The sequence below is a fragment of the Cyanobium sp. Alchichica 3B3-8F6 genome (genome assembly GCF_024346435.1).
In the GTDB taxonomy this organism is placed as follows: domain Bacteria; phylum Cyanobacteriota; class Cyanobacteriia; order PCC-6307; family Cyanobiaceae; genus Cyanobium_A.
Genome location: NZ_JAGQCZ010000004.1, coordinates 102,858 through 124,204 on the forward strand (window position 1 = coordinate 102,858; position 21,347 = coordinate 124,204).

The window sequence follows — 21,347 nt, forward strand, 5'->3', positions numbered from 1 at the left end:
CAGCCAGCCCGATTCGGTGGCTGCTTCTATCCTCGGCTCATTGATGGCTCCCCTTGTGGGGCTTCCCGTGATCCAACTCCTGGCGTTGGCCATCCTGCTGGCCCTGCTGGCGTTCTTTGCCGCTGGGGAATTCGCCCTGATTCGCCTGCGGCCAAGCCGGGTGCAGCAGTTGCAGGAGTCTGGCGAGCCCGGGGCCCAGGCCGTGGCGAAATTGCAGCATCGGCTGCGGCGGGTGCTCGTGGCCACCCAGTTGGGTGCGGCCCTGGCCCTGGTCGCCCTGGGTTGGGCGGGGCGCGGTCTGGCCGAGCGCTTGGGGGTCTGGCTGGGAAGCCAGAACGGGATGGGTACCGCTCCCCAGGGATGGCTGGATGCGGGCGTTTTTCTGCTGTTGGTGTTGCTGGCAACCGTGCTGGGCGGGCTGCTGCCCAAGGCCTGGGTGTTGCACCGGCCGGAGGTCTCAGCCCTGCGGCTGGCACCCCTGCTGGATTCCGTGATCCGTAGCCTGGCCCCGCTGCTGTCGTTGCTGGAGCGCTTCAGCGGCACCCTGTTGCGTCTGTTGGGGCTTCCCCGCAACTGGGATGAGCTGGTGCCGGTGCTCTCCGCCGGAGAGCTCGAAACCCTGATTGAAACCGGCAGTGTCACGGGTCTGATGCCCGATGAACGCAACATCCTGGAGGGGGTGTTTTCGTTGCGCGACACCCTGGTGCGTGAAGTGATGGTGCCGCGCTCCGGCATGGTCACCCTGCCGCTGGATGTGAGCTTTGCGGAGCTGATGCGGGAAGTGCACGACACGGCCCATGCCCGCTTTCCGGTGATCGGCAGCTCCCTTGACGACGTGCGTGGCCTGCTGGACCTGCGGCGTCTGGCCGATCCGATGGCCCGGGGCCTGCTTAGTGCCGACACGCCCCTGGCCCCTTACATCACCCCGGTGGCCCGGGTGCAGGAGAGCACCCCCCTGGCCGAGCTGTTGCCGCTGATTCGCAGTGGTCAGCCCCTGCTGGTGGTGGTGGACGAGCACGGCGGCACCGAGGGCCTGGTGACCGTGGTCGACCTCACCAGTGAGATCGTTGGAGATGAGGACGATTCCCTCGAGGCGGCTCAGGATCTGCAGCAACTGGGCGAGGGCTGCTGGTCGGTGGCGGGTGATCTCGAGATCTTTGAACTCAACCGGCAGCTGGGCCTGCAGTTGCCCGAGGCGGAAGGCCATCACACCCTGGCGGGCTTCCTGTTGGAGCGTCTCCAGCACATCCCTGCCCCGGGCGAGGGCCTGCGCTGGAAGGGGCATCAGTTTCGGGTGCTGGCCATGGATGGGCCCCGCATCGAACGGGTGCAGATCGAGCGCCCGGTGGCGGAGCCGATCCCTGATAATGCGCCCAGCCGTGAGCCCCAGCCATGAACCCTGTGCGCGTGGGTGTCATCGGCATCGGCAACATGGGCTGGCACCACGCCCGGGTGCTGAGCCTGATCAAGGATGCCCAGTTGGTCGGCGTGGCCGACCCGGATGCGGTCCGCGGTGAGCTGGCGACCCAGCAGTTCGGCTGTCGCTGGTTCCCGTCCTATGAGGCGATGCTGCCGGAGGTGGACGCGGTCTGCATTGCCGTGCCCACCCTGCTGCATCACCGGGTGGGCCTGGCCTGCCTCAAGGCGGGCGTGCACGTGCTGATCGAGAAGCCGATTGCCGCCAGCCAGGAGGAAGCCTCGGAGTTGATCCAGGCGGCCGAAGCGGCTGGGCGGCTGCTGCAGGTGGGCCACATTGAGCGGTTCAACCCCGCCTTCCGCGAGTTGGTGAAGGTGGTGGCCAATGAGGAGGTGGTGGTGCTGGAGGCCCGGCGCCACAGTCCCAACGCCGATCGGGCCAACGACGTGTCGGTGGTGCTCGACCTGATGATCCACGACATCGATCTGGTGCTGGAACTGGCCGGGGCCCCGGTGATTCGGTTGGCGGCCGCCGGCGGGCGCAGCGCTGAAGGTCCGATCGATTACGTCAACGCCACCCTGGCCTTTGCCAACGGGGTGGTGGCGAGCCTCACGGCCAGCAAGATGGCCCACCGCAAGATCCGCAGCCTCTCGGCCCACTGCCGGAGCAGCCTGGTGGAAACCGACTTTCTCAACCGCACCCTGCACATTCACCGCCGTGCCCATGAATCGGTGAGCGCCGACCATGGCGAGTTGGTGTATCGCTCCGATGGCGTGATCGAGGAGGTGAGCACCACGTCCATCGAGCCCCTCTACGCCGAGCTTGAGCACTTTCTGCAGTGTGTGCGCGGCGTGGACACTCCTGCGGTGGGTGGTTTGCAGGCCTCCCGGGCCCTGCTGCTCGCCGATCTGATCGAGCAGTGTGTGGAGCAGCCCAACCTCTGCATGAGTCTTGAGGTGCCGATCTAGGTCGCTTTGGCTGGGTCGGTGAGCTGGCGTAGGGCTTCGAGTTGCCAGCGGCGGCAGTCGCCAGGCGACGCCAGGTAGAAGGCATCCCAGGCTTCCGCCTTGTGCAGGCCGTACTGCTCTGCTGCGATGTCGGGATGGCGTTGTTGCCAGCCCACCCGCACGGCATGCCCGATCACCACGTCCAGCACCAGGTCGTCGTCAAACACCACCTCGGGGTTGGCGCCCACGAACGCGATCAAGGTGATCAGGGTTTCGGTGCAGAGCTGGCGGTAGTCGGGGGCTTCGATTTTGCTCAGCAGGTGATCGACGAGGGCGGCGAAGTTGCGTTCGCCGGGGGTCTTTTCGCTCAGCAGCGGCGCACTGTCGAGGCGGTTGCGCTTCTCGAGTTTGTCGCCGATCACGATGCCGCGGCAGTGGTGCAGCAGATCCCAGATGCCGGGGTAGAAATCGCGGGGTACACGGCCCAGGGCCCCAAGCCGCAGTCGGTGTTGCAACCAGCAGCCCTCCTTCGGCAGTTCCTCAAGCGGATCGGGCACGTCCCAGCGCACCCGGCCGCTCATATGCAATTGCTCCTTGCGCTGCAGGGCGGCCTTGGCGTGCTCCAGGTCGGCCAGCACCGCCCGCAGGCGGCGTTGGATGGCGTGGGGAGGCTGGTCGCAGAGGGCCTCAAAGGCATCGATCGGGCTTCGATCGGTTTCGGTGGCCAGTTCACTGGTGAGCAGCAGCAGCAGTTGACCCAGTTGCAGGGTGAGGCTGCCGCTGAGCAGCGCTGGCTCGTGGCGGGCCAGGCCATCGAGGGCGAGCAGCAGCTCCTGCTGCAGCATCCATTCCCGGCCGTCTTCACCGCTGAAGCGCTTGATCATGGCGGCGATGCTGGCGCTGCCCTGGGGTTCGCTGATGCGGGAGTCGCTGGTGTAGTTGCGCCCCACCACCACCTGCTTCTGGCGCACCAGCAGGTCGGTGAGGGCGTCCTCCAGCTGGGGATGCACCAGATCGAGGGCCCCGGCGACGCGCCGCACCACATTCCAGTCGGCTTCGGCCAGGGCCCGGCGGTACACCTCTTCCAGCAGCGCCTGCAGGCGCACCGGCTGGTTGCCGGCGGGCCCCTGCAGGCGTGAATCGGGGCCCAGGCGACGCACCAGCTGTTCGAGCACTTCGCCCTGCTCTTCCAGAGAGGAACTGCGCCAGAGCCGTTCGGCGAGGTCGCCGATGCTGATGTCTTGGCGCTCGAGGTCCTGCTCTTCGCGGGCCGACAGCGGCGCCTGGCTGGTGCTGGCCCGCAGCAGGGTGGGGGCCGGGGGCTGGGGCAGCGTTGCCAGGCCCGCCTGGGGTGGTAGCTCCACCCAGCTGCCCTGGTCCAGCAGGTCCGTCAGGCTGCCCAGTTGCACCGGCACGCCGTCCAGTAGGCCAGTCTGCAACTCCCTCCCTAGCCGCAGAAAGGCCTCCGGGTTGGCCTGGAAGGCCCCTTCGGCCACCGGGATCAGCAGCAAGGGCGCGCCGCTGCCCCGCCAGTGGCGCTGCAGCAGCCGCAGCTCGGCTATCACGGCATCCACCAGTTGTTCCGGATCGTCGGCGAGGTAGAAGGTGTCCTCCTCCAGCACGGCCGGCAGGAAGGCCAGCCTGGTGTCGCCCTGGCGGTAGAGCCGGGCCGTGGCCATGGTTTCCATCCGCACTGGCGGGTGGCCGCTCAGCCCTAGGGCCGGGTTGGCGCCCACCTGGGCCATGCGCTGGGCCAGCTCCTGGGAGCTGCCGATCCGTATGGCCGTGGCGTGCTCAGCGCCGTGGGCCAGCGGCAGGCCAGCGGCTTGCAGGGCCGCGGCGATGCCGGCATGGGCCGGCACCAGGGCCACCAGCACCTGGTCGGCCCCGAAGGGGCTGGGCCGGCGGCGGCCGATGGGGTCGAGGTCGTCCGGGCTGATCAGCCCGTGCAGGAGCAGGTCGGCGAGCCAGGTGAGGCTCTGGGTCCAGAGCAGCGGCACGTTGGGATTGGCCACCCGGGGCTGGCTGCCCGGCTGGCGCCGTTCGGCCTCGATCGCCTTCTCGGGCACCAGATAGAGCTCGGGAAGCAGCGCTCCCCCCTCCTGCTCCAGGCTCACCTCCGCCAGGCGCTGCCGCCACTGACGGGCCTCATCCCAGCGCTCCTCGCAACAGGCGGTGACCAGCTCGTAGGCCCAGAACAGGGGCCACTCGCATTCGATGTGCTCGAACTGGGCCAGCTCCTCCCGCTCGTAGTGCAGGCGGGTGTGGTCTTCGACCACGGTCTGGTGGCCATCGCGGCGGAAGCGCTTGTAGCCGTATGTGCCGCCTAGCTCGGCGCGGATCTTGGCGCGGGTGCGCTCCGCCAGCTGGGGATCTTCCACCGCCCAGGCGGGGTAGCCGATCACCGAAAGACAGGCGCTGTCCACCTCCTTGCTGGCCGACTCGCGCGGCAGTAGGCCGCGCAGCGCCCGCCGCAGCCGCACGATGGCGTCGTGGGGGATCACCAGGCAGCAGCTTCCATCGCCGTGGGGGCCGTAGAGATCAAGGCCTTCGAGGGCTTCCAGGGCCGCCTTCACCAGGCCGATGGAACTGGCATTGCGCTCCGGCAGACCGTGGTTGCCCTTGTCACCGCGCTCCCAGATGCCGTAGTCGGCCACGCGGTAGGCGCGAGCCACGTAGTACACCAGGTTTTGCACGAAGTCGCATTCGTGGCTGCTCTGCACCACCACCAGCCCCGAGCGGGTCAGCTGAGCCAGCTGCAACAGAAACAGCGCCGTGGCGTCGAGCTGCAGATGCCCCCAGCCGTCGTCGGCCACCACGGGGCCACCGCTGGCTGTGTCGAACTTGGCGTGGATGGCGTGCAGCCGGTGCAGGCTGTGCTTAAACCGCTCCACCTTCGGGGCCTGGCGCAGCATGGCATTGAGCAGGCCGCGCATCAGCTGCAGCACCCGCCCTTCGAGCTCATAGACCCGACGGCTCGGTCCCCGCAGCCGGCGATGGGCGAGGGCCAGTCCCCAGACGCATTGAATCGAGTAGATGCAGTCGCGAACCCAGGCGTCGGCGTAATTGCCGTGCACGGTGTGGGCTGTGCTGGCGGGCAGGAGGCCCGTGATCGGGTGCTGCCGGCTCAGCACCACCCGATCGATCTGCTGATCGAGCTCCTGCAGCACGGCCCAGGCTTCGGCAGGATGGGCACCGATCGCTTCTGTTGAGGCGCTCGTTCCTGTGATTGGCCCCGAGGTTGGCAGGGATTGCGCCATGGGTGCACCAGTGCCAGTGGCATGCCAGACATCGATTCTCCACCCCCACCCCCCCCGCCCCTATGGCAGCAACGGCAACCGAACCACAGCGCACCAGCGTTCTGGGGGTTCCGGTGGATGTCTGCGCCGACGTGGGCGAAGCGGCCCTGGCCCTGTGGCAGCGGGGCGGCGGCCAGATCGTCACCCTCAATGCCGAAATGACGATGGCGGCCAAGGCCGACCCTGCCCTGGGCGCGGCAGTTGCTTCGGCGGCCTTGGTGATTCCCGACGGTGCGGGGGTGGTGTGGGCCCTGGGCCGCCAGGGTTTCCGGGTGCGCCGCAGTCCCGGCATTGAGCTGGCCCGCAACCTGCTGGCCCATGCCGCTGCCCACGGCTGGAGGGTGGCCCTGGTGGGCGGCTCGCCGGCGGTGATGGAGCAGCTCACCGCCCGCCTGCGCCAGGAGCTCCCCGGGCTGCAGCTGGTGCTCAGCGCCCACGGCTACCAAAGCACCGAGGCTTGGCCGGGCCTGGAGCAGCAGCTGGTCGGCGCCCGGCCTGATCTGGTGTTGGTGGCCCTCGGCGTGCCGCGGCAGGAAACCTGGATTCAGCAGCTGCCGGGGCGCCGGGGTGGTCTCTGGATGGGCGTGGGCGGCAGCTTTGACGTTTGGGCAGGGGTCAAAAAAAGAGCCCCCACCTGGATGGGAGCTCTACAGATCGAGTGGTTGTACCGCTTGGTGCAGGAGCCGAGCCGCTGGCGGCGCATGCTGGCTCTGCCGGCCTTTGCCTGGGCGGTGCTGCGGCAGGGTTAAGGCCCGTTGGCTCGGCGGAAACCCACCGCTCAGCGGAAACCCACAGAGGCCTGCCACACGAAGGCCAGCAGCAGGAAAAACAGGGGGATGATCGGCAGGATGTCCACCAGGGGGCCGAAGGCCTGGTAGGCCTCGGGGAGCTGGGCCAGGGTCTGCAGGGTGTAGGCGGCCATCCCGGAAATCACTGCGCGTGAGGCGGACGCTACCACGTGTGGGCGGCTGGGGAATCGGCGTCCCACGGAGCGAAATCCTCTGCAAAACAGCCGTCCTGGATCGCCCGGCCCATGGCGCTGCTGAAGCGCCCCAGCTGGGTGATGTTGTGCAGGCTCAACAGGATCTTGCCCAGCAGCTCCTCGCTCTTGATCAGATGGTGCAGGTAGGCCCGGGTGTGGTTCCGGCAGGCCGGGCAGGGGCAGCTGGCATCCATGGGGGTGTGGTCGTGGCGGAAGCGGGCGTTCTTGAGGTTCCAGCGCTCGCCGCCCACCAGGGCAGCGCCGTGGCGCCCCAGCCGGGTGGGGATCACACAATCAAACAAGTCGAAACCATTGGCCACCGCGATCGCCATCTCCCGCAGGGTGCCCACGCCCATCAGGTAGTGGGGCTTTTCCTCCGGTAGCAGCGGCCCCAGCTGGCGCACGATCCGGTGCATCTCTTCGGTGGGCTCGCCCACGCTCACGCCGCCCACGGCGATGCCAGGCAGGTCCAGGGAGGCCACCATCCGCGCCGATTCCTGGCGCAAATGGGGGAAGCAGCCGCCCTGCACGATGCCGAACAGGGCCTGATCGGGCTTGGTGTGGCTGGCGATGCAGCGCTCCAGCCAGCTGTGGGTGCGGCGGCAGGCGGCGGCCACATCCGCTTCGCTGGCGGGGTAGGGCGGGCATTGGTCGAAGGCCATGGCCACGTCGGCCCCCAGAGCCATCTGGATCGCCATCGAGCGCTCGGGGGTGAGCTCGATCCGGGCCCCGTCGCGGGGGGAGCGGAACACCACGCCGTGGTCGTTGATCGTGTTGATGTCGCCCAGGCTGAACACCTGGAAGCCGCCGGAATCGGTGAGCATCGGGCCGTCCCAGCCCATGAAGCGGTGCAGGCCGCCGGCGTCGGCCACGATCGCCTCGCCCGGCTGCAGATGCAGGTGATAAGTGTTGGAGAGCACCATCTGGGCGCCGGTGGCGCGCAGTTGATCCGCCGTGACCCCCTTCACCGTGGCCAGGGTGCCCACCGGCATGAACCGGGGCGTGGTCACCACGCCATGGGGCGTGTGGAAGCAGCCGCAGCGGGCCCGGGTGCGTTGGCAGCGGGCCGTGATGGCGAAGGAAAAGGCGGGTGGGAAGCTGATTGCGCCGAACCGGTGCTGTTCTGACGCTAGGTGTCGCTTGCCGAAGCCTTTCTCTGGGTGGATTCCTGGCTGGCTCGCCGATCTGGCGGGGGCCTGGGTGTTTTATTCCGTGCTGCCGGCCTGGCCCGGGGTGCCGCTGCGCTTTGAGCGCATCGCCCGCTTTGGTCCCCTGATCGGTCTGGTGCTGGGCGGGCTGCAGGCCCTGTTCTGGGGGCTGTCGGCGGGCTGGTTGCCGCTCGGGGCCCAGGTGGCCGTGGTGCTGGCCCTCGGGTTGATCCTCACCGGTGGCCTGCACGTGGATGGGGCGATGGACACCGCTGATGGGCTGGGCGCCGGCCCCCGGGCCCTGGAGGCGATGGCGGACAGCCGCGTGGGCGCTTCAGGGGTGCAGGCCCTAGTCGTGCTGCTGCTGCTGCGGGCGGCGGGTCTGCTGTGCCTGGCAGCCGCCGCGCCACCGGCCCTGCTCTGGGCTGCCTTCTGGGGCCGGGTGGCCCCCCTTGTGGCGATGCAGTGGTTCCCCTATCTGCGGGAGCAGGGCAGCGCCGGTTTTCACCGGCAGCACTGGCGGGGGCTGGCAGCGGAGCTGGCGCCGGCGCTGCTGGTGCTGCTGCTGGCGCTGGTGCTGTGGGGTTGGCTTGGCGGCTCCCCTCCGCAGGTGATCGGCCTGGTGCCGGCGCTGCTGGTCCCTCTCTGGCTGGGGCGCCGTCTCGGGGGCCACAGCGGCGACAGTTACGGCGCCTGCGTGGAGTGGGCCGAAAGCCTGGCGCTGCTGCTCAGTGGTCTGGGGCTGCGGCTCCTGGCAGCCTGAGGCAAAAGGCATTGCCCTGCGGTGGCAGCTCCGGCGCCACGGCGGCGGGTGGTACCACCAGGTTGAGTTCGCCGCCAAGGCTGCGGGCCAGGTCTCGGCCCAGGGCCAGTCCCAGCCCCGTGCCCGGCAGATTCTGACCATCACGCCCCCGAACGCCCCGCTCGAAGATCGTCTCCCGTTCTTCGGGCACAATCGGCGCACCGCCGTCCCAGACTGCCAGTTGCCAGGCACCTCCCGCGAGGGGCTGGCAGTGCAGGCCAATGGCGCTGCCGGCGGGGCTGTATCGGAAGGCGTTTTCCAGCAGGTTGGCCAGGATTTCGGCCACAGCGCCGCTGTCGCCGTGCCAGTCGGGCATGCGGGCAGGCGGCTGCCAGGGGCGACCCTGCAGGGCGGCGGTGGCGGAGGCCCGCTGCAGCAGTGGCTCCAGCCAATCTGGCAGGGGTTGGCCCTCCGGTCCCACCAGCCCTGGCGGAAGCAGCAGGGGCTGGGCCGCCTCGCCGGAGACCACCGGTGTCGTGCTGCGGCCCAGCTGGCTGAGGGCATCGACGTAGCGGTTGAGCTGGCGCTCCTCGGCCAGCAATCCCTCCACCAGGGGGCGGTTCTGGCCGTCCTGGTCCAGGCGCCGCAGCAACAGCTGGCCAAAGGTGCGCAGGGCGGCCAGGGGGTTGCGCAGTTGGTGAAGCAACAGGCCCAGCTCCGCCTCCTGTTGCTTCAGGGTCTGCTGCAGCCGCTGTTGTTCCAGGTCGAGGCAGAGAGCTTCGGTGAGACACAGGGCTACGGCCTGCAGTCGCTGGCCAAGGGTGTCGGGCCACGGCAGCGTGCTGGTTTCCACCTGGATGGCCCCCAGCAGCACGTTGTGGTGACGCAGCGGCAGCCAGCGCCGTTGTTCGGCCGGCAAGCGCAGCGGGCTGCTTGCCTCCACGGCCGGGAGGGCTCGGCCATCGCTGGGCCACTGGCCAATGGGAACCAGGCTTGGGGCGCTGCCGTTGCCGGGCTGGGTGACATACACCACCAGCGACTGCAGATCACCCCGGTCGGCGAACTGGGCCAACTGAAAGCGAAGCAGGCTCAAAAACCTTTCGGAGACTTGCATCTGAGCCAATCAACCGCCGCCCTGCCGAAAAAATTTCAAAAGGGCGTGGGAAAACCGAGAAAAAGTCTTAAGATCTTTGGTATCGACCAATACGACGCGGTCCGCAAGCGGGCAGCGGCTCAACGTCGTGACGCCCACACACCTTTGTTGCCCTTTCCGGTAATTGAGGCTACAGCAGAGACAGATCCGACTTTTTGCCGATCCTTGCTCTCTGTTGTTCGCAACCCGAATGGGCGGGTTGCGGTGTCACTGACCTTTTGGGCCGGCTGACGCTTCCGGGCATCAGAACGTTTGGACGTCGTCCGTGCTGCCGGTTTTCCGGCTGCCTGGGCGGGCTGAGTCACGGACCCTGCGCATGTTTTGCGCTCCCATGGTTCGTTCCCCTCCGGTTTCTCCTCGTCCCCTCACTTCTCCCCCCGCGGGAGCCGCTCAATGTCCAAGAAGCGCAAGCGGATCAGCCGTCGCCGGCTCGCCGGCCAGCGGGTACTGGCCCATGTCCCCACCTTCAACCTGGAAACGGGTTCCCACAAGCCGGTCACAGCGGCCCGCCGCTACATCGCCGAGGAGCTGCTGGTGCCCCCCGCGATCCTCAACGTGCGCCGCAACGAGCACACCACCGATCGCTTCTTCTGGGGCGAGAAGGGCCTGTTCAGTGCCCAGTACGCCGAAGAAAATCATTTCCTGTTCCCTTCGCTGCGTTCGATCGTCGATCGCATCGGTGAAGACGTTCTGTTCGAAGGCATCGAAGCCCTCGCCGCCGATGACTGGGAGGAAATGGAAGAGTACGAATACGCCTTCGTCTGACAGGCGATCTCCTCAGGCCGGCCACTGGCCGGCCAGGTAATGGCGCAGGGCGGGAAACAGGCTGGTGTCGATGGTGTGACCACCGGCAAAGCCGATCAGGTCAGTCTCAATTCCACCTTGGCGCAGTTGCTCCTGCAGCGCTTCGCTCGCCCCATAGGGCACCACCGGATCCTGTTCGCCATGGGTGAGCAGAATCTTTTTAATGGTCTGTGCGCCGGGCTGCCAATCCGGATGGGGATAGCCGCTGCAGCTGATCAGTCCGGCCAGGGGCAGACCTGCTCCGGATGTGCTCACATCCAGGGCCATGGCAGCCCCCTGGGAGAAGCCCAGCAGCACCGTCTGCTCCAGGGGCACCTCGGAGGCAAGCTGCTCCAGCCGTTGGCGCAGATGGGTCCGGGCCGCGGGCAGCTGGGGCCAGTTCGGCTGCTGCAGGTCGTACCACTGGCGGCCGCTGCCGCCCGGGTGGGGCAGGGGTGCCCGCAGCGCCACCACGCTTACCGCGGGCTCCACCAGTAGCTCAGCCAGGTCGAGCAGGTCATCGGCGTCGGCGCCCCAGCCGTGCAGCAGCACCAGCCGCCGCTCGCTCTGGTGAGGGCCCAGCCGGATCAGGTTGTCGCTGGCGGGGCTGCTGGGGGCGGTCATGGCGCGGGTGCTGCTGCTGCGTAGGTTGGCTCCAGACCAACATCCTTGGCAGCCATGGCCCCCACGGCCCTACTCAGCGTCTCCAACAAGGAGGGATTGGAGCCCCTGGCCCAGGGGCTGCTGGAGGCCGGCTACGCCTTGATTTCCAGTGGCGGCACCGCGGCTGCGCTCCAGGCCGCCGGGTTGCCCGTCACCAAGGTGGCGGAGCACACCGGGGCCCCTGAGATTCTGGGGGGACGGGTGAAGACCCTGCACCCCCGCATCCACGGCGGCATCCTGGCCAAGCGGGCTGAGCCCGGCCATCAGGCGGATCTGGCGGCCCAGGGCATCGCCCCGATTGATGTGGTGGTGGTCAACCTCTACCCCTTCCGCGAGACCGTGGCCGATCCGGCGGTGGCGTTCGACACCGCGATCGAAAACATCGACATCGGCGGGCCAGCCATGGTGCGGGCGGCCGCCAAGAACCATGCCGATGTGGCGGTGCTCACCAGCCCCAGCCAGTACGGCTCCTTTCTCGAGGCCCTGCGGGCTGGCGCCCTGACCCCAGCCCTGCGCCGCCGCCTGGCGCTGGAAGCCTTTCAGCACACCGCCAGTTACGACGCGGCGATCAGCACTTGGCTGGCCGCCCGTCTGGAGGCAGACGCTGCGGAGGAGGCGGCTGCTGCTGAGGGGGCGGCGCCCCTGCGACTCGAGCTGCCCGCTCGCCAGAGCCTGCGCTACGGCGAAAACCCCCATCAACAGGCCACCTGGCACAGCGAGCCCGCTGCCGGCTGGGGCGCCGCTGACCAATTGCAGGGCAAGGAGCTCAGTTACAACAACCTGATCGATCTCGACGCGGCCCTCGCCACGGTGCGGGAGTTTGGCTACGGCCCTGGAGCCGAGCCGGCCGCCGTGGTGGTCAAGCACACCAATCCCTGCGGGGTGGCCACAGGCCGCGATGGCGCCGATGCCCTCACCCGGGCCCTGGATGCCGATCGGCTCTCGGCCTTTGGCGGCATTGTGGCGCTCAACCGCCCGGTGGATCTGGGGGCCGCGGAGCAGCTCGGCAGCCTGTTTCTTGAGTGCGTAGTGGCGCCGGGCTTTGATGCTGCGGCCCGGGAGCGGCTGGCTTCCCGCACCAATCTGCGGCTGCTGGAGCTGGCCCCCGAAGCGATCGCGCGGGCCTCGCGGCGGCAGCTGCGCAGCCTGCTCGGCGGTGTGTTGGTGCAGGCACTCGACGACCAACTGGTGGAGGAGAGCGCTTGGCAGGTGGTGAGCGAGCGCCAGCCCACCAGCACGGAATTGAACGACCTGCGCTTTGCCTGGAAGCTGGTGCGCCACGTGCGCTCCAATGCCATCACCGTGGCCCGGGATGGCCAGAGCCTGGGCATCGGCGCCGGCCAGATGAACCGGGTGGGCTCAGCCCGGCTGGCCCTGGAGGCAGCCGGCGACAAAGCCCGCGGTGCGGTGCTGGCCAGTGATGGCTTCTTCCCCTTCGACGACACCGTGCGCCTGGCCGCAGGCCATGGCATCAAAGCCGTGATCCAGCCTGGCGGCAGCGTGCGCGATGCCGACTCGATTGCGGCCTGCAATGCTCTGGGCCTGGCGATGGTGGTCACCGGCCAGCGCCATTTCCTCCACTGAAGTCCCCCGGTGGGCGGGGTGAGCTGTAGCTTCGCTCCGACACCGCTCTGCCCAGCTCCCGGTTTTCATCGCCGGTGCCCATCGCCAGCCCCCTCCGACGCCATGCCTGAAGCGCTCGCTTACAACCTCAACTTTCTCCATCCCCTGCTGATGGGTGGTCTGCTGGCCCTGTCGGGCTACGGGATGTTCCTAGGTATCAAGGCCAAGAAAACCCGCACCGCCGACGCTGAAACCCGCAAGACCCTGATCAAGGGCCAGTTCGCCAAGCGCCATTTCCAGATCGGCAGCCTGATCCTGGTGCTGATGGTGCTGGGCACCTTCGGCGGCATGGCCGTCACCTACCTGAACAACGGCAAGTTGTTTGTGGGGCCCCACCTGCTGGTGGGCATCGGCATGACCTGCCTGATCGCCCTGGCCGTGGCGCTCACCCCGTTGATGCAGCAGGGCAACCTGATTGCCCGCAAGGCCCATGTGGGCCTGAATATGGCGATGATGACCCTGTTTCTCTGGCAGGCCGTGAGCGGACTGCAGATCCTCAACAAGATCTGGGAGAACAGACCCGCCTGAGCCTTCAGTCCGCCTGAGCCCTCAGAACTGGGCGTACCGCCGGGGCGGGCAGTCGAGGTTGTGGCTGGCGTGAAAGTCTTCCTGCACCTTCCAGGTGAGTATCCGGGAGATCTGTCGCACGATCTGCTTCAGCAGGTGGTCGCCGCTCGACTGCACCAGCCCGTCGGGCAGCAGGGTGATCACCCCTGGCAGGCGGATCCAGACGCTGAGGACGAGTTCCCAGCGTACCAGGGTCAGCGGCCGAGAATCATCGGCCTCGTCGAGGCGCAGTGAGGCGTTGAACTCGACGTCGTAGAGACCGTCCAGGGCGGGATCGCCGCCGTGGTTCGGCACCGTGAGGATTCGGTAGAGCCCCTGGTCCTGGGGCAGCAGTTCCAGGCCGATGGTGGGCTCCACTTCAAAGCCGAAGTTGCCAAAGGTGCCAAGCGTCAGGGCGTAGCCCTGGCAGCCCAGGGGCTGCACGGTCATCGGCGCAGCGCAGCGACGGAACCAGCCCTCGTGGTGATCCAGGTAGTGGGCGACCACGGGCGCGCTGGCCCGCATTTCCATCACGTCGGCGAAGGCACTGGCGTAGCGCCGCACCCGGGAATCATCGCTGTGGCGCAGCAACGGGGACGCGCTCACGGCTCTCGTCGCCGGGCTGTCGTCGGCCGGAGTCAGGTCCATGTCCAGCGGTGCGGTCGACAACAGCAAAGACAACAGCGGCAACTCCTGGCGATGGACCCGCCGAAGACGGATCCGCTCGATCTTTAATCAAAGTAAAGCCACTGCAGCGACCTTTCGGGGCCTGCTGTGACACCCGGACACCCACGGGCCGGACTCACGCGGCGCAGAGTTCGATCAGCCGCTCAATGACGTCTTCCACCACCCGATCTGGGGTGGAGGCTCCGGAGGTGATGCCCACCCGGATCGGGCCCTCGGGCAGGAAGGGCAGCTCAGTTTCCAATTCGCCGCCTAGGGGCATGTGCTCGATCCGGTTGCCGGGCCCGATGCGCTCAGGGGTGTCGATGTGGAAGGAGCGGATGCCCCGGCTGACGGCGATCTCCTGCAGGTGGGTGGTGTTGGAGGAGTTGTAGCCCCCGATCACGACCATCAGATCCAGCGGTTCATCCACAAGGGCGAAGATGGCGTCCTGGCGCTCCTGGGTGGCGTCGCAGATGGTGTTGAAGGCCAGGAAGTGCTCGTTGAGCTCTGTGGGGCCGAAGCGCTGCAGCATGGTGCGCTCGAACAGTCGGCCAATCTCCTCGGTTTCACTCTTGAGCATGGTGGTCTGGTTGGCTACGCCCACCTGGATCAGATCGCGCTCGGGATCGAATCCGGGGGAGCAGGCTTTGGCGAAGCGCTCCATGAAGGCCTCACGATCCCCCTTGCCGAGGATGTAGTCGCTCACCATCTGGGCCTCGGCCAGGTCGAGCACCACCAGGTAGGTGCCGGCGAAGCTGCTGGTGGCCAGGGTTTCCTCGTGCTTCACCTTGCCGTGAATGATCGAGGTGAAGGCGTGCTTCTTGTGCTTCTCCACCGTGTTCCACACCTTGGAGACCCAGGGGCAGGTGGTGTCGACGATGTGACAGCCGCGCTCATTGAGCAGTTGCATCTCCTGAACGGTGGCGCCGAAGGCCGGCAGGATCACCACATCGCCGCTGGCCACCTCGGAGAAGTCCTTCACGCCGTCTTCCACGGAGATGAACAGCACGTTCATCTCGCGCAGGTGATCGTTCACCGAGGGGTTGTGGATGATTTCATTGGTGATCCAGATCCGCTCGGTGGGGTAGTGGCGGCGGGTTTCGTAGGCCATGGCCACGGCTCGCTCCACCCCCCAGCAGAAGCCAAAGGCTTCGGCCAGCCGCACGGTGAGCCGACCGCGCTGCAGGGTGTAGCCGTTGTCGCGCAGTTTGGCGATCAGATCGCTTTGATACGCCTTCTCCAGGCTGCCGGCCACCTCGTCGCCCAGGCCGAAGCCGCGGCGGTTGTAGCGCTCCGAGTGGTGCAGGGAGCGTTTGAAGGCACGGGTATTCACAACAGCCGGAGCTTGGTGCTCCGACTCTATGGGCGGCCGGCGGGGCCTTGTCGTTCCACGTTGGCCAGCCCCTGCCAGCTCACCGTGCTGGCCGTGAAGCAGTAACGGCAGGGCAGCACCTCCACGCCGGCGTCCAGGGCCTGGCGAAACAGGACGCCGTAGCGCGGATCGGCCGCGTCGCCAGGGGCAAAGCGCGTCACGTCGCTGCGGCTCAGGCAGGGCACCAGCACGGCCCGGCTCGCGGGCAGCAGGGCCATCAACTCCAAGAGATGTTTCTGGCCCCGCTCGGTCACGGTGTCGGGGAACAGGCCCAGCTCGCCATGGGTCCAGGTGGTGTTCTTGACCTCCAGGTAGATCGGTCGGGGATCGGCGGCGCCATCGGCCGGGGTGAGCAGCAGGTCGATGCGGCTGCGGCGCCCTTCGCCGTAGGGCACCTCCGCCCGAATGCTTGCGATCGGGCCCAGCCAGGGCTCCAGGCAGCCGGCTTCGATCGTGGCCCGCACCAGCCGGTTGGGCAGGGCTGTATTGATGCCCACCCAGATCGGCTCTCCCGCGGCGCCCTGCACCTCGGCCTGCTCCCAGGTCCAGGCCAGCTTGCGGCTCGGCGAGGGGGCATGGCGCAGCCGCACCCGGCCGCCGGGATGGAGCACGCCGGTCATGGGACCGGTGTTGGGGCAGTGGGCCGTCACCACCTCGCCGTTCTCCAGCTCCACATCGGCCAGGAAGCGTTTGTACCGCTTCACCAGGGTGCCCTCCACCAGCGGGTCGAGGCTGAGCACGGGGGTGGCCATGGCGGGTGGGCTGGGTTGCAGCGGTGCAAGCCAGCCATACTGCCGCTCAACTCCCAGGGCCCAGGGCCCCTCTGGATGGCGAAGTCCCTGCGGCGCATTGCCCTGATCGTGGCGGTGGCCACCGCCCTCAGCAAGGTGGCGGGCTTGGTGCGCCAGCAGGTGATCGCCGCCGCCTTTGGCGTGGGCATTGCTTACGACGCCTACAACTACGCCTATGTGCTGCCCGGCTTTCTGCTGATCCTGCTGGGTGGGATCAATGGTCCTTTCCACAGCGCCATGGTGAGCGTGCTGGCGCGCCGGCCCCGTGCCGAGGGTGCCCACGTGCTGGCCGCGATCAACACCCTGGTGGGTGCGGCGCTGATTGGCGTCACCGTGCTGCTGTTCGTTTTTGCCGATCCGCTGATCACCCTGGTGGGCCCGGGTCTCGATGCTGTGCGCCACGAGGTGGCGGTGCTGGAGCTGCGCTGGATGGCGCCGATGGCCTTGTTTGCCGGTTTGATCGGTTTGGGTTTCGGGGCGCTGAATGCCGCAGATGAGTTTTGGTTGCCTTCGGTGAGCCCGCTACTCTCCAGCGTGGCGGTGATCGCCGGCCTGGGGATCCTCTGGTGGCAGCTGGGCCCGGCGATCGCCTTGCCCGAATACGCCATGGTGGGCGGCGCCGTGCTGGCCGGCACCACGCTGCTGGGGGCGGCGTTCCAGTGGCTGATTCAGCTGCCGGCCCTGGCCAAGCAGGGGTTGCACAGGTTTCAGCTGGTGTGGGACTGGAAGCACCCCGGCGTGCAGGAGGTGTTGCAGGTGATGGGCCCAGCCACTCTTTCTTCGGGCATGTTGCAGATCAATGTGTTCACTGATCTGTTCTTCGCTTCGGGAATCGTGGGGGCGGCTGCGGGCCTGGGCTACGCCAACCTACTGGTGCAGACGCCCCTGGGTCTGCTCTCCAACGCCCTGCTGGTGCCCCTGCTGCCCGTGTTCGCCCGGCTCACGGCTCCGGCCGATCGCCCTGATCTGATCGGCCGCATCCGCCAGGGCTTGATGCTCTCCAGTGCCTCGATGCTGCCCCTGGGGGCCCTGATGGTGGCCCTGGCCGGTCCGATCGTGGCGCTGATCTACGAGCGGGGGGCTTTCAACGCCAGCGCGGCCGCCCTGGTGAGCGGGCTGCTGATAGCATACGGCTTGGGCATGCCGGCCTATCTGGGGCGGGATGTGCTGGTGCGGGTGTTTTACGCCCTGGGCGATGGCACCACGCCTTTCCGCTTCTCGGTGGCTGGCATCGGCCTGAATGTGATCTTCGACTGGCTGCTGGTGGGTGGGCCCACCCCCTGGGGGCTGCAGCTGCCCGCCCTCAACTTCGGCGCGCCGGGCCTGGTGCTGGCCACGGTGGCGGTGAACCTGATCACTTGCGGCGGGCTGCTGCTGGCTCTGCAGCGGCGGCTGGGCGGGCTGCCATTGCGGCTGTGGGGCCGCGACAGCCTGCTGCTGCTGGGATCAGCTCTGCTGGCGGGACTGGCGGCCTGGGCTCTGGCGATCGGGGTGGCCTGGCCGCAGCACCTCTGGGGCCTGCTGCTGGAGTGCGGCTTTGCCGGAGGCCTGGGGCTGCTGGTCTATGGCCTGCTGGCCAGCTGGGCTGGGGTGCCTGAGGTCAGCGATTTGATGGCCCAGCTGCGCGGCAGGCTTCCGCGGCTTGGCGCGCCGCGCTAAGGATCCAGGCGGACCTCCCGCTCGGCCCGCACCTGCACGGGGATTTCCAGGTGCGAACGGCCCAGCATCTGGGGCCCATCCACCGAAAAGATGCGGGCTTCGATCCCGAACTCCTTGAAGGCGGTTTCGAGTTCCTGGATCAGGGCCTTCTCCACCTGGGCCTCGGCATCCACCACCTTGCCGATCAGGCGCCCGCCCAGGCGTCCCATGCGTTGGCGCACCACGTCGCGGGCGTTGGTGACCTCAATGACCAGCACAGCCCGTCGCCAGGTGGCGCAACCTTATCGGCAAAACGGCTCCAGCACCTCTTCGAGATCGCGCAGCTGGCCGGCCGGCACCAACCGCGCCAGGGGCAGGCGCGTCGGCCCGCCACCGATGGGCACCTGCACCGCTTCAAGCGCCTGACGGGCGCACACGCCAGCCCCCTGGTCGAGGCGGGCGGCACATTCGATGGCCAGGGTCTGGGCCAGGCCGGCATCGCCGAGGTAGAGATGCCAACCCGCCACCTGCAGGTACAGGCGATCGGCCAGGGCCAGTTCGAGCTCCTTGAGATCAGCGGCGTTGAGGGTCATGGCTCAGGGTTTGTCGGATGGCTCGGGGCTTCTGGCTTCGGGGCTCGGGCGCAGGGCGATCACCGTTCCAATGTGCACCAGCAGCACCGCCAGCCAGCTGAGGGTGAGCCAGTTGAGGTGGTCCCAGGGGTGGCGCAGTTCCTGCACGACCCACAGGCCGCTGTTGAGGGCAGCAAATAAGGCGGCGTGGAGCGTGAGATTCACGATCCGCTCGAAGTGCCTGTAGGTGGGGTCTTCGGGGTTGGCGGGGCCGTACCAGCGGATGGGCATGGGCGGAGTGGCGGGGGAGGGCGGCGGATGGCAGGTTGATTGACGGATGGGCCCTCCGTGCGGTGAAAATGGACCCATGCGCTTGTAGCTCAGCGGATTAGAGCATCTGACTACGGATCAGAGGGTCGGGAGTTCGAATCTCTCCAGGCGCGCTTCTTTTCACAACCGCTTCCGGGCGGTTTTTTTGTGCCCTTCGCTCGGCTTTGGGAGTGCTTCTTTACGATCGTCGTACGAACGAACCCTTCACCATGGCCCATTCCGGCGGTGCTGCCCTGAACCAGTCCCTCGCCGCCGGTGATCCTGCCATCGCCGCGCTGATTGCCAAGGAGCTGGAGCGCCAGCAAACCCATCTCGAGCTGATCGCTTCGGAAAACTTTGCCTCCCGCGCCGTGATGGAGGCCCAGGGCTCGGTGCTCACCAACAAGTACGCCGAGGGCCTTCCCGCTAAGCGCTACTACGGCGGCTGCGAGCACGTGGATGCCATCGAGGAGCTGGCGATCGCGCGGGCCAAGGAGCTGTTTGGTGCCGCCTGGGCCAACGTGCAGCCCCACAGCGGCGCCCAGGCCAACTTTGCGGTGTTTCTGGCGCTGCTGCAGCCCGGCGACACGATCCTCGGCATGGACCTCAGCCACGGCGGCCACCTCACCCACGGCTCGCCGGTGAACGTGAGCGGCAAGTGGTTCAAGGCCGTGCACTACGGCGTGGATCCCGACACCCAGCAGCTCAACTTCGACACGATCCGGCAGCTGGCCCTGGAGCACAAGCCCAAATTGATCGTGTGCGGCTACTCCGCCTACCCGCGCACCATTGATTTCCAGGCCTTCCGCGCCATCGCCGATGAGGTGGGCGCGGTTTTGCTGGCCGACATGGCCCACATCGCCGGCCTGGTGGCTGCCGGCGTGCATCCCAACCCTGTGCCTGTCTGTGATGTGGTCACCACCACCACCCACAAGACCCTGCGCGGACCCCGCGGCGGCCTGATCCTCTGCCGCGATGCCGAGTTCGGCAAGCAGTTCGACAAGGCCGTGTTCCCCGGCAGCCAGGGCGGCCCGCTCGAGCACGTGATCGCCGCCAAAGCGGTGGCCTTTGGCGAGGCGTTGCAGCCCTCCTTCAAGGCCTACAGCCAGCAGGTGGTGGCCAACGCCCAGGCCCTGGCGGCCCGCATCCAGGAGCGCGGCATCGCCGTGGTCAGCGGTGGCACCGACAACCACATCGTGTTGCTCGATCTGCGCAGCATCGCCATGACCGGCAAGGTGGCCGACCTGCTGGTGAGCGATGTGCACATCACCGCCAACAAGAACACGGTGCCCTTTGATCCCCAGTCGCCGTTTGTGACCAGTGGCCTGCGCCTCGGCACGGCCGCTTGCACCACCCGCGGTTTCGACGAGGCTGCTTTCCGCGAGGTGGCCGATGTGATCGCCGATCGCCTGCTCAACCCCGAAGACAGCTCCATCGAGCTGCGCTGCCGCGAGCGGGTGGCAGCGTTGTGTGAGCGCTTTCCGCTCTACGGCGAACTCGCCGATGCGCAGCGTCAGCTGCAGCACGCCTGATCCCGGCATACACCCGTAAGGTGGGCCCCAAAGGCCGCCCCCCGGCTTCCTTCGGTCTGGCCCTGTGACCCTCGCCTACAGCCCTAACGCGGCCGCCCTGCTGACTTTCGCGGTGGCGGCCTTGTGCACGGCTCTGGTGGTCCCGCTGGTGCGGTACCTGGGGCTGCGTTGGGGGCTGGTGGATGCACCCGACCCCCGCAAGCAGCACACCACGCCGATGGTGCGGCTCGGTGGGGTGGGCATCGTGGTGGCCTTCAGCCTGGCCCTGGGCCTCACCTGGGTGTTTGGGGGCTTTGCCGATCTGGCCGCCGAAAAAGACCAGTTGATCTGGACCACCCTGGCCGGGGCCCTCTGTTTTTTCCTGATCGGTCTGGCCGACGACCTGTTCGCCCTACCGCCCCTGCCCCGGCTCGGCGGCCAGTTGGCGATTTCGATGCTGGTGTGGAACGAGGGGGTGCGGATCGGCAGCATCGAGTTGCCGATGGGCTGGCTCGGGGGGGCGGATCTGCAGCTACCCCTGCCCGACTGGTTGAGCCTGTTGGCCACCTTGATCTGGCTGGTGGGCATCACCAATGCGATCAACTGGCTGGATGGGCTCGATGGCCTGGCGGCTGGCGTGAGCGGCATCGCCGCGATTGGCCTGCTCTCGGTGAGCTTCAGCCTGCACCAGCCGGCCGCTGGCCTACTGGCCGCGGCACTCGCCGGCAGCTGCCTGGGCTTCCTGCGCCACAACTTCAACCCCGCCCGCATCTTCATGGGCGATGGCGGGTCCTATTTCCTCGGTTTTGCCCTGGCCGCGATCAGCATCGTTGGCCCGGCCAAGGGGCTCACCAGCGTCAGCCTCCTGCTGCCCCTGCTGATCCTGTCGCTGCCGCTGGCCGACATGTCGGCGGTGATCATGGGGCGCCTCAGCGAGGGCCACTCCCCTTTCTATCCCGACCGGCGTCACCTGCACCACCGCCTGCTGCGCACGGGCCTGAGCCACCGGCGCACGGTGCTGGTGATCTATGCCTTCACCCAATGGCTGGCGTCGCTGGCGCTGGTGCTGGTGAATGCCGAGATGCGCTTTCTCTGGCTGGCCTTGGCTACCGCGGTGTTGATCTGGGTGCTGGTGACCACGCGCCGGACCCTGCAACGGCCAGCAGCCAGCTCGGAGCGCTGAGG

Annotated in this window: 22 protein-coding genes and 1 tRNA gene; 12 read left to right on the forward strand and 11 right to left on the reverse strand. The window is 67.8% G+C overall.

Annotated elements, in window-relative coordinates; genetic code table 11:
• Window positions 1-70: 70 nt before the first annotated feature.
• Both KBY65_RS04865 and KBY65_RS04870 read left to right on the forward strand, forming a co-directional pair.
• Entirely contained in the window at window positions 71-1,396 is a 1,326-nt protein-coding gene (locus KBY65_RS04865; protein ID WP_094559230.1) for a hemolysin family protein, read from the forward strand.
• The gene (locus KBY65_RS04870) at window positions 1,393-2,385 is read left to right on the forward strand and encodes a Gfo/Idh/MocA family protein (protein WP_254988009.1); all 993 of its coding nucleotides are present in this window, start codon (window positions 1,393-1,395) and stop codon (window positions 2,383-2,385) included. Before KBY65_RS04865 ends, KBY65_RS04870 begins: the two co-directional genes overlap by 4 nt.
• Here the strand turns inward: KBY65_RS04870 and KBY65_RS04875 are convergent.
• Window positions 2,382-5,624, reverse strand: a complete 3,243-nt coding sequence (locus KBY65_RS04875) for a glycoside hydrolase family 15 protein (protein ID WP_255000713.1) — start codon at window positions 5,622-5,624, stop codon at window positions 2,382-2,384. The genes KBY65_RS04870 and KBY65_RS04875 overlap by 4 nt on opposite strands.
• A gap of 62 nt (window positions 5,625-5,686) precedes the next feature.
• On the opposite strand from KBY65_RS04875, the gene KBY65_RS04880 reads away from it, so the two are divergent.
• Window positions 5,687-6,412: a WecB/TagA/CpsF family glycosyltransferase gene (locus tag KBY65_RS04880; protein WP_094559126.1), complete on the forward strand. Its 726-nt coding sequence runs from the start codon at window positions 5,687-5,689 to the stop codon at window positions 6,410-6,412.
• Between the two features lie 29 nt (window positions 6,413-6,441).
• Here the strand turns inward: KBY65_RS04880 and KBY65_RS04885 are convergent, their stop codons facing one another.
• Both KBY65_RS04885 and tgt read right to left on the reverse strand, forming a co-directional pair.
• Window positions 6,442-6,585, reverse strand: a complete 144-nt coding sequence (locus KBY65_RS04885; RefSeq protein WP_094559231.1) for a photosystem II reaction center protein K — start codon at window positions 6,583-6,585, stop codon at window positions 6,442-6,444.
• A 29-nt stretch (window positions 6,586-6,614) separates the two neighbouring features.
• Window positions 6,615-7,748, reverse strand: a complete 1,134-nt coding sequence (tgt, locus tag KBY65_RS04890) for a tRNA guanosine(34) transglycosylase Tgt (RefSeq protein WP_094559127.1) — start codon at window positions 7,746-7,748, stop codon at window positions 6,615-6,617.
• Window positions 7,749-7,785: 37 nt separating this feature from the next.
• Between tgt and KBY65_RS04895 the strand changes: the two genes are divergently transcribed.
• Window positions 7,786-8,556 carry an adenosylcobinamide-GDP ribazoletransferase gene (locus KBY65_RS04895; RefSeq protein WP_255000714.1) on the forward strand — a complete coding sequence of 257 codons (771 nt, stop codon included), beginning with the start codon at window positions 7,786-7,788 and terminating at the stop codon, window positions 8,554-8,556.
• Here the strand turns inward: KBY65_RS04895 and KBY65_RS04900 are convergent.
• Complete coding sequence (locus KBY65_RS04900; RefSeq protein ID WP_315860038.1) at window positions 8,522-9,628, reverse strand: HAMP domain-containing sensor histidine kinase; 1,107 nt, start codon at window positions 9,626-9,628, stop codon at window positions 8,522-8,524. The genes KBY65_RS04895 and KBY65_RS04900 overlap by 35 nt on opposite strands.
• 15 nt (window positions 9,629-9,643) lie before the next feature.
• Between KBY65_RS04900 and KBY65_RS04905 the strand changes: the two genes are divergently transcribed.
• Together KBY65_RS04905 and KBY65_RS04910 are read left to right on the forward strand one after the other, a co-directional pair.
• Window positions 9,644-9,919, forward strand: coding sequence for a hypothetical protein (locus KBY65_RS04905; protein WP_255000715.1), 276 nt, complete (start codon window positions 9,644-9,646; stop codon window positions 9,917-9,919).
• Window positions 9,920-10,081: 162 nt separating this feature from the next.
• Entirely contained in the window at window positions 10,082-10,453 is a 372-nt protein-coding gene (locus tag KBY65_RS04910) for a DUF3155 domain-containing protein (protein WP_094559128.1), read from the forward strand.
• A 12-nt stretch (window positions 10,454-10,465) separates the two neighbouring features.
• Here the strand turns inward: KBY65_RS04910 and KBY65_RS04915 are convergent, their stop codons facing one another.
• Window positions 10,466-11,095 (reverse strand): alpha/beta hydrolase, encoded by a 630-nt coding sequence (locus KBY65_RS04915; RefSeq protein ID WP_094559129.1) that lies wholly within the window; start codon window positions 11,093-11,095, stop codon window positions 10,466-10,468.
• 54 nt (window positions 11,096-11,149) lie between these two features.
• Between KBY65_RS04915 and purH the strand changes: the two genes are divergently transcribed.
• Window positions 11,150-12,718 carry a bifunctional phosphoribosylaminoimidazolecarboxamide formyltransferase/IMP cyclohydrolase gene (gene purH, locus KBY65_RS04920; RefSeq protein ID WP_094559130.1) on the forward strand — a complete coding sequence of 523 codons (1,569 nt, stop codon included), beginning with the start codon at window positions 11,150-11,152 and terminating at the stop codon, window positions 12,716-12,718.
• A 102-nt stretch (window positions 12,719-12,820) separates the two neighbouring features.
• Window positions 12,821-13,285: a DUF4079 domain-containing protein gene (locus tag KBY65_RS04925; RefSeq protein ID WP_094559131.1), complete on the forward strand. Its 465-nt coding sequence runs from the start codon at window positions 12,821-12,823 to the stop codon at window positions 13,283-13,285.
• Between the two features lie 21 nt (window positions 13,286-13,306).
• Here KBY65_RS04925 and KBY65_RS04930 read toward each other — a convergent pair whose 3' ends face one another.
• The 3 genes from KBY65_RS04930 to sfsA all read right to left on the reverse strand — a co-directional run bounded on the left by KBY65_RS04930 (window position 13,307) and on the right by sfsA (window position 16,093).
• Window positions 13,307-13,951, reverse strand: coding sequence for a DUF1997 domain-containing protein (locus KBY65_RS04930; RefSeq protein WP_255000759.1), 645 nt, complete (start codon window positions 13,949-13,951; stop codon window positions 13,307-13,309).
• Between the two features lie 154 nt (window positions 13,952-14,105).
• On the reverse strand, window positions 14,106-15,302 hold the full coding sequence (locus tag KBY65_RS04935; RefSeq protein ID WP_255000716.1) for a 4-hydroxy-3-methylbut-2-enyl diphosphate reductase: 1,197 nt from the start codon (window positions 15,300-15,302) through the stop codon (window positions 14,106-14,108).
• 26 nt (window positions 15,303-15,328) lie between these two features.
• Window positions 15,329-16,093 (reverse strand): DNA/RNA nuclease SfsA, encoded by a 765-nt coding sequence (sfsA, locus tag KBY65_RS04940; RefSeq protein ID WP_255000717.1) that lies wholly within the window; start codon window positions 16,091-16,093, stop codon window positions 15,329-15,331.
• Window positions 16,094-16,168: 75 nt separating this feature from the next.
• Between sfsA and murJ the strand changes: the two genes are divergently transcribed.
• Window positions 16,169-17,791, forward strand: a complete 1,623-nt coding sequence (murJ, locus tag KBY65_RS04945; RefSeq protein ID WP_255000718.1) for a murein biosynthesis integral membrane protein MurJ — start codon at window positions 16,169-16,171, stop codon at window positions 17,789-17,791.
• Here murJ and KBY65_RS04950 read toward each other — a convergent pair.
• From KBY65_RS04950 to KBY65_RS04960, 3 genes are read right to left on the reverse strand one after another with little or no spacing between them, the layout of a single operon-like run.
• Window positions 17,788-18,048: a cytochrome-c oxidase gene (locus KBY65_RS04950; protein ID WP_094559135.1), complete on the reverse strand. Its 261-nt coding sequence runs from the start codon at window positions 18,046-18,048 to the stop codon at window positions 17,788-17,790. The two genes, murJ and KBY65_RS04950, sit on opposite strands and share 4 nt — an antisense overlap.
• A gap of 24 nt (window positions 18,049-18,072) precedes the next feature.
• Window positions 18,073-18,363 carry a DUF3181 family protein gene (locus KBY65_RS04955; protein WP_254988000.1) on the reverse strand — a complete coding sequence of 97 codons (291 nt, stop codon included), beginning with the start codon at window positions 18,361-18,363 and terminating at the stop codon, window positions 18,073-18,075.
• A 3-nt stretch (window positions 18,364-18,366) separates the two neighbouring features.
• Complete coding sequence (locus KBY65_RS04960; protein ID WP_094559137.1) at window positions 18,367-18,633, reverse strand: hypothetical protein; 267 nt, start codon at window positions 18,631-18,633, stop codon at window positions 18,367-18,369.
• Between the two features lie 78 nt (window positions 18,634-18,711).
• Here KBY65_RS04960 and KBY65_RS04965 point away from each other — a divergent pair.
• From KBY65_RS04965 to KBY65_RS04975, 3 genes are all read left to right on the forward strand, one after another.
• A tRNA-Arg gene (locus KBY65_RS04965) sits at window positions 18,712-18,785 on the forward strand.
• A 96-nt stretch (window positions 18,786-18,881) separates the two neighbouring features.
• Window positions 18,882-20,183, forward strand: coding sequence for a serine hydroxymethyltransferase (gene glyA, locus KBY65_RS04970; RefSeq protein ID WP_255000719.1), 1,302 nt, complete (start codon window positions 18,882-18,884; stop codon window positions 20,181-20,183).
• Between the two features lie 64 nt (window positions 20,184-20,247).
• Window positions 20,248-21,345: a glycosyltransferase family 4 protein gene (locus KBY65_RS04975; RefSeq protein ID WP_094559139.1), complete on the forward strand. Its 1,098-nt coding sequence runs from the start codon at window positions 20,248-20,250 to the stop codon at window positions 21,343-21,345.
• Window positions 21,346-21,347 lie beyond the last annotated feature (2 nt).

Bases quoted from the DNA above. Each gene is read 5' to 3' on its own strand.
- KBY65_RS04910 (WP_094559128.1), top strand. From the start codon at position 10,082: ATGTCCAAGAAGCGCAAGCGGATCAGCCGTCGCCGGCTCGCCGGCCAG.
- KBY65_RS04880 (WP_094559126.1), top strand. From the start codon at position 5,687: ATGGCAGCAACGGCAACCGAACCACAGCGCACCAGCGTTCTGGGGGTT.
- KBY65_RS04885 (WP_094559231.1), bottom strand. From the start codon at position 6,585: ATGGCCGCCTACACCCTGCAGACCCTGGCCCAGCTCCCCGAGGCCTAC.
- KBY65_RS04870 (WP_254988009.1), top strand. From the start codon at position 1,393: ATGAACCCTGTGCGCGTGGGTGTCATCGGCATCGGCAACATGGGCTGG.
- KBY65_RS04930 (WP_255000759.1), bottom strand. From the start codon at position 13,951: ATGGACCTGACTCCGGCCGACGACAGCCCGGCGACGAGAGCCGTGAGC.
- glyA (WP_255000719.1), top strand. From the start codon at position 18,882: ATGGCCCATTCCGGCGGTGCTGCCCTGAACCAGTCCCTCGCCGCCGGT.
- purH (WP_094559130.1), top strand. From the start codon at position 11,150: ATGGCCCCCACGGCCCTACTCAGCGTCTCCAACAAGGAGGGATTGGAG.
- KBY65_RS04925 (WP_094559131.1), top strand. From the start codon at position 12,821: ATGCCTGAAGCGCTCGCTTACAACCTCAACTTTCTCCATCCCCTGCTG.
- KBY65_RS04960 (WP_094559137.1), bottom strand. From the start codon at position 18,633: ATGCCCATCCGCTGGTACGGCCCCGCCAACCCCGAAGACCCCACCTAC.
- KBY65_RS04915 (WP_094559129.1), bottom strand. From the start codon at position 11,095: ATGACCGCCCCCAGCAGCCCCGCCAGCGACAACCTGATCCGGCTGGGC.
- KBY65_RS04875 (WP_255000713.1), bottom strand. From the start codon at position 5,624: ATGGCGCAATCCCTGCCAACCTCGGGGCCAATCACAGGAACGAGCGCC.
- KBY65_RS04955 (WP_254988000.1), bottom strand. From the start codon at position 18,363: ATGACCCTCAACGCCGCTGATCTCAAGGAGCTCGAACTGGCCCTGGCC.
- murJ (WP_255000718.1), top strand. From the start codon at position 16,169: ATGGCGAAGTCCCTGCGGCGCATTGCCCTGATCGTGGCGGTGGCCACC.
- sfsA (WP_255000717.1), bottom strand. From the start codon at position 16,093: ATGGCCACCCCCGTGCTCAGCCTCGACCCGCTGGTGGAGGGCACCCTG.